Source organism: Paenibacillus sp. LjRoot153, from assembly GCF_964253085.1.
Taxonomy (GTDB): Bacteria; Bacillota; Bacilli; order Paenibacillales; family NBRC-103111; genus Paenibacillus_E.
Genome location: NZ_CAXUQH020000001.1, coordinates 6,665,729 through 6,681,522, shown reverse-complemented (window position 1 = coordinate 6,681,522; position 15,794 = coordinate 6,665,729). Strand labels below are relative to the sequence as shown.

Here is a 15,794-nt window from a genome sequence, read left to right as displayed (position 1 = left end):
GTAGGAGGGATAGACAAATGGAGTATACTACATTCGGCCGCACCGGTCTTCGTGTATCGAAACTCGGGCTAGGCGGCGCACCCCTTGGAGGGGTTTTTGGACCTGCAGATGAACGTGACGTCGAGAAGATGATCCATGAGGCGTTGGATAGTGGCATCAATTTTATCGACACGGCACCGAGCTACGGCAGAGGTGAGTCGGAACGTCGAATCGGCAAGGCGCTGAACGGTGGAAGAAGAAACGAGGTTATGTTGGCATCGAAGGCAGTAGGTCCGGGAGAATCGTTCAATTATGCGACAACGATTCGCTCCGTTGAGCATAGTTTGGAACGGCTTCAAACCGATTGGATTGATCTGCTGCAAATTCACGATGTGGAGCAGGTTCCGTATGAAACGATTGTGAACGAGACGCTTCCTGCCCTGGAGAAGCTGCGGGATGATGGAAAGATTCGCTATATCGGCGTTTCGACAAGAATTTTGTCACTTCTGCAGCGATATGTTTGGCTAAATCGATTTGACAGCATCCAGTTTTATGCGAGATATATGCTGATTGATCATACGGCAAAGGACGAACTGCTCCCGCTCGCAACAGAGAAGGAAATTGGTGTTATTAACGGCAGTGTACTTGGACTCGGCTTGCTTGCCGATACGCCGGCACCGTTTTTGAGGCCTAACCTCATCGATGAGGCAGCGACACGAATGGAGCAGCTCAGGTTTTTACGCAAAACAGCGCCGCACGGTCTCGTCGAGCCAGCTATGCGTTTTAGTCTGTCGAATCCAGGTATTCATGTTACCTTGACGGGAGCCGCCACACCGGATGTCCTGCGCACGAACTTGGCATTTTGTGATGGGCATGGACTGGATCCAGATGAGCTGCAACAGGTATATGCTTTATTTCAGGGCAAAAGTTTATTTCCGGCTGAGAAGGAGGAATAGAAATGAACACACAAGAGAGCATGTTGCCAAGGATTGTAGCGGAAGAGCGAATGGCTCCACCAGAGTGGGCGCTGCAGGAACAGTGGTTATTTGCTACGCTGAATCAGGCGGCGAAGGAGTTTGTAGAGCGCTACACACAGCCGGATGGAAGTCTGATTTGGCAGAAGGAATGGCCAGGTATGGACGGTTCGGATGACCCCTATGAAGGGTTCATGAATCTAGCGCTGCTCTACGTATTAGGGGGCAGTCGTGAGCTTTATGATGTATCCCGTAAGATTTGGGAAGGGATTACTTGGCAATGGACCGAGTATGGACAAATTTCCCGAGAATTCGATGCTTACTATGATTGGATGCATCATGGTGAAGGTTATTTATTTCTGTACTTTCTCGGACTTGCTGGTCCTGTTACAAGCAAGGACAAGCAGAGAGCAGTACGCTTTGCCAACATGTATACGGGAGACGACCCAGATGCTCCCAATTATGATAAAGAGCAAAAGCTTATCCGATCACCATTGAACGGAAGTAAGGGTCCGCGGTTCACGGTGTCGGAAGAGGATTGGGTCACGCATCGCAGCATTCTCGACCACTATCCTGCACCGTATGAAGATATTCCTGGTGTTGATTTTGCGAGCGGCAAATGCCCTTGGTCCAACGATGATGTCTATCAGAAGATGATTGCGATGATGAATGAGCGAATGAACCGGGGAGACGTCCCTCTGAATTTGAATGCAACCGGATTGATTACGCACGCCTTCATGCATACTGGAGACGCAGCCCTTCGCGATTGGGTGGTCGATTATCTCGCAGCATGGGAAGAACGTACCCATACTAACGGAGGAGTTATTCCCGACAATGTCGGACTGTCTGGCTTAATCGGCGAGTACAACGAGGGCAAATGGTGGGGAGGCTACTACGGATGGAGATGGCCTCACGGCTTTATGACCATCATTGAGCCACTGACGAACGCGTGTATGAACGCCGTTTTACTTACGGGAGACATGAACCAGCTTGAGTTAGCCCGTTCCCAGCTAGATGCCAACTGGGCGCTGCGGCGGGAAGAGAACGGCCAGGTACTCGTGCCGAATAAACACGGGGATAATGGCTGGTACGATTGGCGGAAGGCGCTGCCGAAATATCCTGTCTATTTGTGGACGATGTCCATGGCTGACGAGGATCTAGAGCGGCTAGAGCGTATTCCGAAGGATCATGATTGGAATGAAATAACTGTGCCTGTTGTATCAGGAAGAGACAGCCGGACAGGTAAGGAAACGAAGCACTATATCGGGAATACAGAGCCTTGGTTCCAGTACATTCGGGGGTTCAACCCGGACTATCCGAAGCGGATATTGGCCGCCAATATGGAGCTGGTCGGTCGGCAGCTGGAGAAAATGCGCTCAGACCAAGGCGACCCGCACGGGTGGAAAAGCGACTTTGCAGACGGTGACTTCTCAAATATTCATATCTGGCAAGAAATGTGCCCGCTATATTTTGAGTCGCTTGTACAGCTGACACTGGGAGGACCGATGCATATCTCTCACGGCGGTCTGCAGCATGCGCGGGTGCGCTATTTTGATTCGCAGGAGAGACGGCCAGGTCTTCCACTTGGCGTATCTGCCCTTGTAGAGGCGCTTACACCGGAGAGCGTGACGCTGCAGCTCTGCAACACGAGCTTGTTTGATGAACGCGAAGTCGTCATTCAAGCAGGAGGCTTTGGAGAACACGAGTTCACTAGCGCCCAGCGAATAGACGCAGACGGATATCCGCAAGGCTCGCACATGGAGCTCCAAGGTAAATGGCTGGCGGTAAATCTAAAGCGAGGTTCAGGCATTAGGCTGAGGCTAGGCATGAACCGTTACGTCAACTCGCCGAATTATGATATGCCGTGGCCGAACCCTTATGCCGCTGATCTGCTGGTAGGGCGTAGAGGAGAGGAAGGGGAAGCGGCATGTACATAGATTGCCACGTTCATTTTTGGAAGCCATCGCGTGGTGATTATGGTTGGTTGAAGCCTGAGAATGAGCTGCTCTATAAGGACTACCTGCCAGAGCAGCTTCTTCCTGAGCTGGGCGCTTTCGGTGTTAAGGGGCTTGTAGCCGTACAGGCTGCCGTTAGTGCGGAGGAAGCAGTATTCCTGCTGGAGCTGGCGCAGACATGGCCGGTTATATCCGGTGTGAGCGGAGGGCTCGATCCGTTCGCGGATCTTTTTCACGAGCAGCTTGAGTTATTAAAAGCCAATCCGCGCTTTACCGGCATTCGATTAAGCGGCAGCGCATTTCGCTCTGAACGGTCCGAGGCCGACCGGAACAAGCTGCGGTCGGCGCTCGCTGCGCTGATGCAGGCTGATCTCACGCTGGATCTGCTCGTACAGCCCGGAGACCTTTCAGCTGTTGCATCGTATTTGGAGGAGACGCCCCAGCTCAAGTCGGTTGTTAACCATCTGGGCTGTCCAAACATTCGGGAGCAGCGTCAGGAACCGTGGCTAACAGGTATGAAGCGGCTAGCCCGGCTTCCCCTTGTGGCAGTTAAACTGTCCGGTATGATCACGATGGCAGGCGGATTTCATCCTGAAAAGCTTCGTGATTACACCGATCTGTTGCTTCAGTTGTTCGGCAGCGAACGGCTGCTGTTTGGCAGCGATTGGCCTGTCGCTTTGCAGGCAGGTGGCTATAGGGACGTCATCGACTTGTTCGAGGCGGTACTGCCGGATAAACTTGCAGAGGAGGAGAAGGGAATGATTCGCGCGGGCAACGCCAGCCGATTCTACCCGATGATACTGACATGATGAGATGGATGTATAGGGCGCAAGTGAAGGGAAGCTGCGAAGCGAACTTCGCTCTCGTGCTTGCTGAAGCAGCCGCAAGTTGGCAGCGCGAGCTTCGCGAACAGGGGATTGTGAGCTGCTCGATTTTCGCGAAGGGGAGCGGTGTATTTCTTTATTTTGAAACGACGAGCGAAAGCTGCGAATGGGAATGGCCAATCACATGCAGGCAGTTGCTGGAGGCATGGCCGGGCGGTATTGGAGGCGTGCAGCGATATGCTGTTCCGATGCTCGATATTTATCACGATGGTGAGCCGGAAATGAGGGAATCCAGGCAACAATCCGACCGTGAGCGAGTCGGCAGTCTAGCACAATTGAAACCGTCGAAGTACAGCAGCTATATCTTCTATCATTATGCTTTGCAGGAGGAGAAACCGAGCTGCTTTAATCCGACTTATATGATCGGCGCGCACGAAGAATTGATTTTCTCCTTTCATGAACATCCGTCGCCCGCGTTCGAACACGGACAGACGCGAAGGAAATGGCCTGCACCGATTACGCCAGATAATTGGCATGACATCATGCAGCCACATTTTATCCCCTGGTCGGAGAGTGAGCAGGGACCCGTCGTGTGGGAAACAATGGACACCATCCTGTCCTTTTAATATTGTGATTAAAAAGGGGCTGTCCCAAAAGACAACCCTGAGAAAAGGAAACGAGGATACGGCGTAGGATTGTAGCTGGTTTGTGGCTTGCGAACGCAAGGTGACTGCCGATTCGTGTTAGATGTATAAACTACAGCTAATTTGCTCGAATTTGAAGTATTTTCTTGATTAAATGGAAAAAATACATTTAATTTGTATGTAATTTGAAGAATCGAGCAAATCGAAGAAATATTACTACAGGAAATACAGTTAATCTTTCAAATTCGAGAAATCCGCTTCAAATAGATGGAGAAAATCCAGTTAGATTGCGGAGGCAGGTTTATTAACTCATCCGTTATTAACAAAAAGAGGCTGTTTCAAAAAGTCTGAACGGACTTTTGGGACAGCCTCTTCTTTGTATGGTCTCACGATTCTTATTCCTCCAGACCTCCCGCTGGGATCTGGTCTACTGTCTGCAGTAAGCGGTATTGTCCAGGCGTAGTCCCCATCCGGGATTTGAACAGCTTGCTGAAGTAACTGACGTTGGCATAGCCGATTTCACGGCAGATGTCCTCCAGCGAATATTTTGGCTGCCGCAGCAGTTCACAGGCCCGTTTGATTCGAAGATGTATCAAATGGTCGTTAATCGTTGTGCCTGTTGTTTCCTTGAAAATACGGCTCAAAAAGGACGTACTTCGCTGCACATGCACGGCAACTGTCTCGATCGTGATGTTGTTATTGTAGTTCTTCTCCATAAATTCGGTAGCAAGCTGAAGTGTTAGATCATTCAGCTTCAACCGCTTCTCCCGATTGTGCGCAATGATTTGGGCGCACATCTCCATCAAGCGTGCCTCCATATCGCGAAGGGTCTGGATACCAGACAGCACGAACGGTCGATCACCGAGTACGGCGGTCATATCTCCTCCCGTTTGCACCAATGATTTTACAATCTCCCCGCTTAATTGAAAGAAGAGTTGCTGCACGTTGGCTTTCCCCAGCCTGCGGGCGGTCACTTCTTTCGTAATACGGCTGATTGTCTCTGCACATTCCTCCTCGTTCAGCTGAAGCAGCGCCTGAAGCAGCTTGGTCTCTAGCTCATAGGGGTAAAAATAGGTCTGTTCATCCTGCTTCCATGAGCTAACGATCGTATAGGGCACGATTTCACCTTTGCCGACATACATTTTCAGGCTGAGCGCTTCGACCGACTCTTCATAGGCAGATTGAACCGAATACACACCTGTGTGGATGCGGCTAAGGCCAATCGTTGCTATGATCCTGTAGCGGCTCTCCATATTACGTTGTAGTTTTCTTGCTAGCTCAATTGGAAAATCGTCTTGATTGGCTGGGACAGCAAGAATGATGATGATGCGTTCATCGTCCCTCGCGAAGATTTCGCCGTCGATTTCGGGACCAAGCTCTTCAATTAAGCCATATTGAAATAGATGATAATGAAGATTGCCGGTCGAGTCATTCAGCAGTGATTGTTCCTCCAACTCGATCGTCAAGATGGCAAATCGTTCAAAATTCAACTTTAATCCCAAAAGCTCCGCTGCATTCTCCTGCTCACTGCTTTGCTGTGAAATCGCCCGCCCCTTAATGAGGTCGCTTAAATATTTCTCCTTGATCGCTGAACGGTTGTCGCCAAGCAACGTTTCTACCCGTTCCTTCTCGCTAAGGATCGTCTCCCGGCTATGACGAAGCCGTTCGAATGCCTGCTGAATGAAGCTAGCTTCGTCGGCGGCAGGCAGGGAGGCTTCAGGGTTAGCTCTTTCACTGCCGCTAATATAAGCGAGAACGCTTTTGAGCGGCCGGTATAGTCTCTGTGAGATGAAGAACAGTAGCACAATGGCAACAGTGACGTAAAGAGCTGAGACGGCTGCTACGATCAGTTTAATACGGCCTAAGCCCTCCAGCAGGACGGATCGCTTGGTAAAATTGACAAACTTCCAGCCTGTCACATTAGAAGTGGTGTAGGTCACGATCCACCGTCGATCGTCGACGTAGGAGCCGCTTCCCGGGGCGGATAGCACACTAGGATCAAACTTCCCGATCAGGGCTGCTGCTTCTTCCGTTTCACTGTAGAGCGGTTCTCCTTGGGGCCCGAGGACAAGCGTCAGCCCCTTCTTATTATGAAAATGACTCAAATATTCTTTAAAGAGCAGATCAAGCTTCAAATTGATGACGATGGCCCCATCTACCGGACCGATGAGTGGCATTTTCTGCATTAAACTGGTAGCAAGAAGTCCTTTTACAGCACTGCCAGGACGATTGGTAAGCCATACCGTTCGATTCGCGGTTTCTTCATTCATGACCGTCAGCCAAGAACGATCGGTGAAGGAAGATAACGGGGACATTTTCATATCGGAACGGGAGGTCAGTACGAGATCGAGTTTATTGTATACGAGATAAATGGAGTCAATATAAGGGTTCAGTTTCTGCTGTTCTTCCAGAAATCGTGTCAAGTCAATGAGGGAAGACACACTCAGTTTATCGTTTATTTTATGATACAAGTAGGATTGGGTCATGACCATGCTCGAGGCGATATTCTGTATCGCATGAAGTTCTTTATGGATCAGTTCCCGTTGCTGCTCCATGATGGATTGATTATATTCAATCGAATTCTGAATGCTGGTATCGGCCGAAATCGTATAGGTGATCGAGGAAATAAGGATGACCGTGACAATGATAATTGCTGTCATAGATAACAGCAGTTTGACGAAGAGAGATCGGTTGCGAATCACTTGAAGACTAGGCATCCAGACCCTCCTTTCGTAGTGTTAGCGTTTTCAATTTCAGATGGATGACGTGCTCGGCACGAAGAAAATTATAGCACAGAATGAAGTAGGTGGAAGCCGTGAGGCGAAAAACATACGAAAAATCGAATAACATAACGCTATAAAAATAGCCCCAGAAAGGAATAACATAACAAAAATCGAATGAGATGATTGTGTAGTTATGTGCCAACGGATATCGTAAATGATGTAACCGTTCCCAATTCCCGGCCGGGGCAGAGCGTGTTAAGGAACAGAATTCATGATGTGAAGCAGGGGGAGATTATATTGCCTATCTATAAAATGAAACCAGTCGCACTCACCGTCTTAGCAGCTAGCATGGCCGCAAGCGTACTTAGCGGATGTTCCGCAGAAAAGAAAACAACTTCCGAATCGAGTCAACCGAGTAGTACTGCTGCTGCAAAGCCAATTGAAATTACGTGGGGCATTCAATTCCAAGCGCCGGCAGTCGTTGCCGATACGCCAGTACAGAAGTGGCTTGAACAGAAATTCAATATCAAAATCAAACCTGTCAAAGTGACCGATGCCAGTATTGCTTCGGGTGACGTACCGGATGTGTTCATGCTGGGTGATCCATCCAATGTCTCTGCCTATCAAGCACAAGGTGTTCTGATGGACCTGGATCCGGGCATGGTGAAAGAGAAAATGCCTGAATACTATAAAGATGTTGAACAGTCGAAGGCGCTGTTCCAGACGGTAACGTTTAGCGACAAGCTATGGGCAGTCCCGATGTTTATCGATTTGAAACCTTATGACCTTACCATGTTATGGCGCAAAGACTGGCTCGACAAAGTCGGTATCACGAAGCTTCCAGAGACACTGGATGAATTCGAGCAGGCGGCTTATGCTTTCGCGAAGAAAGACCCAGATGGCAACGGCAAGAATGACACCTATGGCTTGACCGGTACGGCGACTTCGACTTGGTCAACGGGCTTTTACTCCATATTTGGCGCTTTTGGTGTACAACCAACCATGTGGCATGAAAAACAAGGACAGATTATGAACGGTTCCGTTATGCCAGAAGCAAAGGCTGCTCTTGAGAAATTGCGCAAATGGTATGCAGACGGCGTGATCGATCCTGAATATATTACGGATACACAAGATTCGTACCGCAAGAAGCTGTATAACAGTCGGATCGGTGTGATTGAGGAGCAAGTCGGAAAAGCAGCGCTGGCTGATGGTGCAACAATTATAGCGATGAAAGACATCAATCCGAATGCCAAGCTCCAACTGGGTAAAAATCCGAAAGGACCTGGCGGCAGCGGCAGCTGGGATTGGGGAGTGAAAAGTAATTACATTGTGCTTGGCAACAAGGTGAAGAATGACCCAGCTAAGCTGAACAAAATTTTTGAAATACTGCGAGCAGAGAGCAGTGACGAAGAAACGATCAATATGACGAGCTTGGGTGTCAAAGGAACGCAATGGGATTTTGTAGCTAGCGGAGCGACTTCTGGTGCAACGAAAGTCTTAACGGGCTTCGAAAAGCAGGAACAACGTGATGCCGTTGGTATCCGATTGTTCTCACTCGGCAATATCACGACTCGGACCTATCGGGATAAATATTCGAATCCACAGCTGAACGAAGCAGTTCGTACGTATTCTTCCGCACCGAACCAGACCGATGCGCTGCTGTTCGCTGCGCTTCCGTCAGATGGCAAGTATAAGAAGGATTTGACGGCGCTGACGCAAAAATATTTTGCCCAAATCATCAGCGGAGAATTGCAGCTTAGCGATTTCGATAAGTATGTGGCGGAGTGGAAAGCGAAGGGCGGAGACGAGCTGACCAAGGAAGCCAACGATATGTACCAGAAGCAGTTTAAAAAATAATCAGCTTGAGAAGCGAATCCGCATCCCCGGTAAGCAAGCCGTTTGCCGCTGCCGGGGGAGGAGACGCAACTGGCCCTGAGGAAGTGCAAAGACATGAAGATGATTTTGAAGAATAGGGAGCTATTTGCGCTCTATCTGTTTGCTTTTGCCTTTTTTCTCGTATTCAAATATGGCCCGATCTACGGGGTACTCATTGCATTCAAGGATTTTCGCGTTATCGATGGGATATGGGGCAGTCCTTGGGTAGGTTTTAAGCATTTCGAGGCGCTGTTTCATTCAGCCGATTTCTATCGGTTGCTGAGTAATACGCTGCTGCTGAATCTGTACTTGCTGCTGTTCGCCTTTCCCGCACCGATCGTGCTGGCGCTTCTGCTTAATGAGATCAGATCCCGCTTTTTTCAGCGCTTCGTGCAGATGACGATGTATTTGCCGCATTTCGTTTCGTGGGTCATCATGTCCGGTCTCGTCATCTATTTCCTGTCGCCGACAACGGGCGTCGTGGCTGAGATCGTCGGTTGGTTCGGTGGGAAACCGGTATTTTACATGGGCCATAAGGAATATTTTCGCTCCATTGTGGTAGGTTCTGCCATTTTGAAGGATATCGGCTGGGGCTCCATTATTTACTTTGCTGCACTGTCGGGCATTAATCCGGAACTGCATGAGTCGGCAATCATGGATGGGGCGAATCGCTGGCAGCGTTTGTTTCATATTAATATTCCGTCCATTATGCCAACGATTGCGATTATGTTCATTCTCAGCCTAGGTGGCTTCTTGAGCGCGAACTTTGAACAAATTATCAACTTGCTCAATCCTGTCACTTTTGATACAGGCGATGTAATTGATACTTACGTCTATCGCGTAGGACTACAGCAATTTCAATACAGTTATACGGCTGCGATTGGGTTGTTCAAGTCGCTGGTAGGATTGCTGCTGATTCTGGGGGCTAACTTCACAGTGCGCAGATTGAGCAAGGGAGAGAGCGGCTTATGGTAGGAGGATTCGCAACATGAGAAATAGAAACTGGCAGGATCGCTTAAGCGTCAGCATCATTTATATCGTACTTGGCGTGCTCGCCATTATTGTCGTCTACCCCTTTATTCACGTGCTTTCAGTATCGCTAAGCGGGAGGGGAGAGGCACTCCGCAATGGCTTTCACTGGTTTCCGAGGGATCTGACCTTGACACCTTACAAGGAATTACTGACTTATCCGTTCATCTGGAAAGGGTACGGCAATACGTTGTTCCGCATGGTTGTCGGCACAGCGCTTACCCTAATCGTTACCGTTTGTGCAGCCTATCCGCTGTCTCGCAATGAAATGCCATGGAAGCGGGTACTGGTAATGCTTCTGCTTTTCACAATGATCTTCGATGGTGGGATCGTGCCGAACTATCTCCTTATAAAGGAGCTGCATTTGCTGAATACGCGGTGGGTTTACGTGCTGCCGCATGCGGCGAACGCGTTTCAAGTGCTAGTCATGATTTCGTTCTTCCGCTCGATTCCGGATGCGCTAATTGAAGCGGCACGGATTGACGGAGCACGTGATCTGCGTATTCTTACTCGCATTATTTTGCCACTGTCGGTCCCTGTTTTGGTTACGATTGGCCTCTGGTCGCTTGTGTATCACATTAATGCGTTTATGGACAATTTGTTGTATGTGACAGATCAATCCAAATTCGTGTTACAACAGATTGTCCGGCAAATTCTGATTGAGAACAGGCTCGATCCGTTTACGACGGCTGTGAATGAGATTCCCCCTGCGCCAGAGAGCTTGAAGATGGCAGCAGTCATCGTTTCCGCGCTTCCAGTATTGGTTATGTATCCTTTCCTGCTTCGTTATTTTGAGAAAGGTACAATGATTGGTTCGGTAAAAGGGTGAAGGGGTAGCGCAGTCCTAATTACGTCTCTCTAGTGACAAGTAAAATTTTATTTGCGAAGGGATGTAGAGATATGCTTAGAAATAAAGCAATTATTCTCGCGATCACTGCAATTTTGTTGAATCTGTTTGTTTTACCTGCCGCTCAGGCCGAATCCGGATTACCGGAAACGGCCTTCTATGTGGCAACTGATGGAAGCGATTCCAATTCAGGTGGAATGGATGCCCCTTTTCAAACGCTGGAGAAGGCACGCGATGCGGTTCGTCAGCTGAAGAGCGCTTCTGGCTTGCCAGCTGGCGGTGTGACCGTTTATTTGCGTGGCGGTATGTATAATCGAACAGCCAGCTTCCAGATCGAGCAGCAGGATTCCGGAACGGCTGATAGTCCGATCACATACAAAGCCTATCCTAACGAGAATGTAAGACTTTCCGGCGGACAATCGCTTGATAAGAATTGGTTCGCGCCAGTTACGGACCCGGCGATCCTGCAGCGAATCATTAGTACTGATGCGCGTACCAAGGTGCTGCAGGTTGATCTAAGTAGTCACGGCATTTCGGATTACGGCGTGATGAGCCGGCACGGTTACTATAAGGCAAACGATGTCAGTCAGGTTCCCCCCATGGAACTGTACGTGGCAGGCGAGGGTATGACGCTTGCGCGCTGGCCAAATAATGGTACGGTGCAAATGGGCGACATCATTGATGCTGGTCCGACACGTAAGGATACGGATCTGCAGGACCGAGGAGGGACGTTCAGTTACACGTACGACCGTCCGCAATACTGGACGAATGCCGACGACATTTGGCTGGATGGGATTTTTGGATACAGCTGGGAATGGTCGTACAACAAGATCGCTTCAATCGATACGTTGAATAAGCAGATTACATTGCGCTATGGCGAAATGAGCGGCTTGTTCAAGAACTGGTATCCGGATTTCCATTTCGCGCAAAATTTGCTCGAGGAGATCGATATGCCCGGGGAATATTACATTGACCGTACGCAGGGCGTCTTGTATTTCATGCCAACAGCATCGTTTGAAGCGGAACATCCCGAGATTACCGTGACGATGCTGAAAACACCGATGATTAATTCGGTCGGAGCTTCCTATGCCACGTTCGAGGATCTGACTTTGGAGAATGGGCGCGATTCGGCTGTGGTGATTATGGGTGGCGATCACGTGCTGCTATCCCACTGCGAAATCCGCAACTTTACAAACGGCGGTGTGCAGATTAATACGCCAAGCCGGTGGTTATACAATGATTTTGCAACAGCAACGGGGGTGAATCACGGAATAACGAGCAGTCACATCCATCATATCGGCGGGACGGCGGTCACTTTGAACGGAGGAAGCCGTGTTACGCTGGAGCCTGGTAACAACTATGTGGAAAACTCTCATATTCACGATTTCGCTTATTATCACAAGGCGTACAATCCGAGCGTCATTCTGACAGGTGTCGGCAACCGTGTGTCTCACAACGAAATTCACGATGCGCCGCATCCCGGCATTCTGATCTTTGGCAACGATCACTCCGTGGAGTACAACAATATATATGATGTATGCAAGATGTTCTCCGACCTCGGAGCCATCTATATGAACGCAGGCGAGACACCGCAACAGCGGGGGACCGTCATTAGGGGAAATTATTTCCACAACATTGGTGAATCCAAAGCTGGGGTAGAGGGTGTTTATCCAGACAATTTCACGATGGGGCTGACGATTGAAGATAATATTTTCTACAAAATGGGTAATTCCGCAATTAAAAATAACGGTGGGGCGCACATCAAGACTCGGAATAATCTGTTTATCGATAGCGAAGTACCCTATGATTATGCCGACATCTATTTAGGCGATGCACCTGACAAGCAGATCCCGAAGAATTACATGCCGAAATGGCAGACGTTGTTTGCCCAAAACAATAATTTTGTAGGGACGCCTTATTTGGTCAAATATCCCGAGCTCGCTGACTTCTTTACGGAAAATCGGTATTATCCGACAACGAATACCTTACAGAACAATGTGATATACAACCCTACCCGAGCACGCAGCAGCATCACTAACGCACAAGGGGCGTACGATAAGTTTAATTTGCTGCAGTATGCGAATAACTGGGTGACGAACAGCGATCCTGGTTTTGTAAATCTAGCGGCTGGTGATCTCAATTTGAAAAGCGATGCTGCAGTTTTCCAGCAAATTCCCGGCTTCCACCCGATTCCATTTAACAACATAGGGATTATCGGAAAAGCAGGGCCGTATCTGGCGCCAGATACCATTCCAGTGCAAGGTGTTCGGACCTACGATACAAATGTAACGATTGGCATCGGCAAAGCGTATGAGCTGCATACGGCTGTGTTACCATGGGACGCGACGAATACAAAGCTGCTATATACATCCAGTGATCCGAGTGTTGTCAAAGTAGACAGCAAAGGAACGCTTAAGGGGGTGGGTATCGGTCAAGCAGTCATCACAGTCACTTCAGCAGAAAATCCGCTGCTTCAGGATGAAGTCATGATTAATGTCGAGATCGGAGACGGTATTTACGAATATACCGATTTTGAGACGGGGCGAAATAGCTGGCCGGTGGATCCGAACCGATCCGTCATAGATATGGGTGGCAATCATATGTATAAAGTGCTGAAAGGCGCGACGGCGGTTTCGCCGAACGAATACACCAACTACGAATTAACATTTAAGATGAAGACGCCGCCAACCATGCCGAGTCTAGGCACCATTTATTTCTTCGACAGGCTAGGCTCGAACGGCGGAGGCCGCATCGGCTACCGCAAGCTGGAGGACGGCACGTCCAAATGGCTTCTCTATAATAAGGCTTGGGCGACCGTTAAGGAAGTGAATCTGCCATACTCCGATTTGGCGCCGGATACCGAGTACAGCGTCAAGCTACTGGTAAAAGGTGCTGACATCAGCCTCTATGTGGGTGGCGTGCTGAAGCTGAAGGCGACGGATTCGACGTACAATCCATCCGGTACGGTCGGCTTTTATGCAGGTGGCTTCGACTATCTGCTATTCGATGACATCAAGCTGTCGGTGCCGACCACGAAGGTTGCAGGGCTGCTGCTGGATCGAACCAGCGCGAATATCGGGGCGGATGAAAAGCTGAAGCTGCAGGTGAGCTTTGATCCTTCAGATAGCGTTAATCACAATGTTACTTGGACATCGAGCAATCCAGACGTAGCCGTTGTTGATGCTAACGGCTTGGTTACCGCCGTCGGATCAGGTGAGACGGACATCACCGTAACGTCGGTCGAGACGCCTGAAGCGTCAGCAACTAGCCACATCATCGTGTCGGATGTTCTGATGAAGACGGATTTTGAATCCGGCGGAGGCGGCTGGCCGGTGGATCCGAATCGGAGCATCATTACGGTAAATGGCAACCATAAGTACCGGCTTTTGAAAGGGGCGTCAGCCACATCTCCGCGTTCGTTCACGAATTACGATTTGACTTTCAAACTGAAGACACCGGCCACGATCCCGAGCGCGGCGACGTTTTATATATTTGATCGTTTGGTTTCCGGCAGCGGCGACCGAATCGGGTACCGGAAGACGGTAGACGGAGCGTCGCAATGGATTCTTTATAACGGTTCATGGGCGACTGTGAAACAGTCCAACCTGAATTATGAGGATTTGGCTCCGAATACGGAGTATACCTTTGAACTGAACGTGAATGGCGCGGATATTTCGCTATTTGTCAATGGGGCGCTCAAGTTAAAAGCGTCTGATCCTGCGCACAATTTGACCGGAACGATTGGGTTCTACGCAGGTGGTTTCGATAATCTGCAGTTTGACGACATCGTGGTCACGCAGCTTCGCCAACCGATAACGGAAGCAACCATCGCTCCTACCCAGCCGGATGGAGCAAATAACTGGTACGTGCATCCGATTACGATTCAGTTAGGTCGAGGCGAACGTTCGTCCACTCTGGCACAAACCAACTACAGTCTGGACGGCGGAGCGAATTGGAACGTGTATACATCGCCGATCACGCTCGACCAGGATAACGAGGCGATTGACTTTCGTTACCGTTCAACCGATCTGGCAGCAAATATGGAGACAGCGAAAGCGATCACGCTTCATCTTGACCAGGTTGCGCCAACAACAACGTCTATACTGTCACCGGCGCAGCCGGACGGACCGAACGGATGGTACGTCCATCCGGTTACTGTGACACTGACAGCGTCTGATACGACTTCCGGTGTGACGAGTACGGTGTATAGTGAAAATGGAGGAGCGACTTGGCAGCCCTATCTGACTCCGATTGTCATCCATACAGATGGTATCCACTCTTTTTCTTATCGTTCTATCGATCAAGCAGGGAACGAGGAGGCTGTTCAAACGGTAGGTGTTCAACTAGATATGTCGGCTCCGATTATCGCGGTTTCTACGCCGAGCGCGAATCAGGCGTTGAGTGCCAGTGAAGTGCTTATACCTCAATTTACGCTTACCGATTCCTTGTCCGGTGTAGATCAGTCTCAGACGAAGTTATGGCTTGACGATCAGCAAGTCCATGAGGGGGATCAGATTCCACTGTATACGCTCCCTCTTGGGATGCATGCGCTCCTCGTGAAGGGGGTTGATGCAGTCGGGAACGAACGGAGTCTCACCGTCACGTTCCAAACCTATGCTGACATCCATTCGCTGCAGTCGCTAATTAGTCAGTTTACGGCCATGTCATGGATTGATAATAAGGGAATCGCGAACAGTCTGGTAGAAAAGCTTCAGCATAGCAAGTTGAATGCATTTCTTCACGAAGTGGAAGCACAAAGGGGCAAGCATATCACATCAGCTGCTGCGCAGATACTCCTTAAGGTTGCGAGTGACTTGCATGAAGAGCACGGAGAGGGCCAGGCGTGAGCCTGTTCCTCTTTAGTCTTTCGCAGATTTTTATACACTGAACCCGTTTAAACAAGAGGGAACTTAAATATATTGATAGTATAAAATGGAAAGGAAG

At 49.4% G+C, this 15,794-nt stretch carries 9 protein-coding genes; 8 read left to right on the top strand and 1 reads right to left on the bottom strand.

Features of this window, described 5'->3' with window-relative positions:
- The first annotated feature begins 17 nt into the window (after positions 1-17).
- The 4 genes from ACSQ8P_RS28790 to ACSQ8P_RS28775 are packed head-to-tail and all read left to right on the top strand — an operon-like array spanning position 18 to position 4,358.
- Positions 18-935 carry an aldo/keto reductase gene (locus ACSQ8P_RS28790; RefSeq protein ID WP_436238329.1) on the top strand — a complete coding sequence of 306 codons (918 nt, stop codon included), beginning with the start codon at positions 18-20 and terminating at the stop codon, positions 933-935.
- 2 nt (positions 936-937) lie between these two features.
- Positions 938-2,890 carry a hypothetical protein gene (locus ACSQ8P_RS28785; protein ID WP_436238328.1) on the top strand — a complete coding sequence of 651 codons (1,953 nt, stop codon included), beginning with the start codon at positions 938-940 and terminating at the stop codon, positions 2,888-2,890.
- Positions 2,881-3,717, top strand: coding sequence for an amidohydrolase family protein (locus ACSQ8P_RS28780; protein ID WP_436238327.1), 837 nt, complete (start codon positions 2,881-2,883; stop codon positions 3,715-3,717). The genes ACSQ8P_RS28785 and ACSQ8P_RS28780 overlap by 10 nt, the downstream gene beginning before the upstream one ends.
- Positions 3,714-4,358: a hypothetical protein gene (locus tag ACSQ8P_RS28775; protein ID WP_436238326.1), complete on the top strand. Its 645-nt coding sequence runs from the start codon at positions 3,714-3,716 to the stop codon at positions 4,356-4,358. The genes ACSQ8P_RS28780 and ACSQ8P_RS28775 overlap by 4 nt, the downstream gene beginning before the upstream one ends.
- Before the next feature lie 413 nt (positions 4,359-4,771).
- On the opposite strand, the gene ACSQ8P_RS28770 is transcribed toward ACSQ8P_RS28775, so the two are convergent.
- Positions 4,772-7,093 carry a helix-turn-helix domain-containing protein gene (locus tag ACSQ8P_RS28770; RefSeq protein ID WP_436238325.1) on the bottom strand — a complete coding sequence of 774 codons (2,322 nt, stop codon included), beginning with the start codon at positions 7,091-7,093 and terminating at the stop codon, positions 4,772-4,774.
- Positions 7,094-7,396: 303 nt separating this feature from the next.
- Here ACSQ8P_RS28770 and ACSQ8P_RS28765 point away from each other — a divergent pair, with 303 nt between their 5' ends.
- The 4 genes from ACSQ8P_RS28765 to ACSQ8P_RS28750 all read left to right on the top strand — a co-directional run bounded on the left by ACSQ8P_RS28765 (position 7,397) and on the right by ACSQ8P_RS28750 (position 15,697).
- The gene (locus ACSQ8P_RS28765) at positions 7,397-8,956 is read left to right on the top strand and encodes an extracellular solute-binding protein (protein WP_436238324.1); all 1,560 of its coding nucleotides are present in this window, start codon (positions 7,397-7,399) and stop codon (positions 8,954-8,956) included.
- A 93-nt stretch (positions 8,957-9,049) separates the two neighbouring features.
- Positions 9,050-9,949, top strand: coding sequence for an ABC transporter permease (locus ACSQ8P_RS28760; RefSeq protein ID WP_436238323.1), 900 nt, complete (start codon positions 9,050-9,052; stop codon positions 9,947-9,949).
- A 13-nt stretch (positions 9,950-9,962) separates the two neighbouring features.
- On the top strand, positions 9,963-10,832 hold the full coding sequence (locus tag ACSQ8P_RS28755; protein ID WP_436238322.1) for a carbohydrate ABC transporter permease: 870 nt from the start codon (positions 9,963-9,965) through the stop codon (positions 10,830-10,832).
- 71 nt (positions 10,833-10,903) lie between these two features.
- Positions 10,904-15,697, top strand: a complete 4,794-nt coding sequence (locus tag ACSQ8P_RS28750; RefSeq protein ID WP_436238321.1) for an OmpL47-type beta-barrel domain-containing protein — start codon at positions 10,904-10,906, stop codon at positions 15,695-15,697.
- Positions 15,698-15,794 lie beyond the last annotated feature (97 nt).